Origin of the sequence: Brenneria corticis, from assembly GCF_003115855.1 — a bacterium.
Lineage (GTDB): Bacteria > Pseudomonadota > Gammaproteobacteria > Enterobacterales > Enterobacteriaceae > Brenneria > Brenneria corticis.
Window position 1 is genome coordinate 1 of the sequence record NZ_KZ819145.1, and the last position, 625, is coordinate 625.

The window sequence follows — 625 nt, forward strand, 5'->3', positions numbered from 1 at the left end:
CCCGTTGGTCGATCTCACCGTCATCCCCGATGACGAAATCAAAACTCACCGCAAGGCGGCGCTGCTGGAACTGGTACAAAAACATATCCGCCGGCGGGACATACTGGAACTGGTCCAGGATATCGGGTTATTATTTGGTCAATGGGCGCCGCCCCCTGAACTGCGAAAGGCGTTACTGGTTTATATTATTAAATCCGGCAATACTCGCTCAGTGCCGCATTTCACCCAGGTCTTAACGGAAAAACTGCCTCAGCACCGGGAGGAAATTATGACCATCGCACAGCAACTGGAACAAATCGGTTTTAAAAAGGGAATGGAGCAAGGTATAGAAAAGGGAATCAAAACCAGTACCCGGCAAATCGCCCGCCAATTATTGCTCAAAGGCATGGATAAAGAGACCGTGCAGCAAATTACCGGGCTTACGCCCGAGGAAGTGGCGCAGTTGGCTGAAAAAGAGTAGTAAGATTAGTATCTTGTGGCCCTCAGTGCCATAAGCAGGCATCTCACGATAACCAACGCGTTGCTTCATAAACACTCCCTGAGAGGGTGTAATAACGCCAACCAGATATTTGATGTTGCATCGCAAACTTCCGCTCGCCCCTGCAAACGCATAAGATTTTCCCAG

At 49.6% G+C, this 625-nt stretch carries 1 protein-coding gene; it reads left to right on the plus strand.

The window, feature by feature from the left end; translation table 11 throughout:
• Positions 1-460: Rpn family recombination-promoting nuclease/putative transposase (locus DDT56_RS24265; RefSeq protein WP_136168897.1), on the plus strand; the 460-nt coding region annotated here is incomplete at its 5' end.
• Positions 461-625 lie beyond the last annotated feature (165 nt).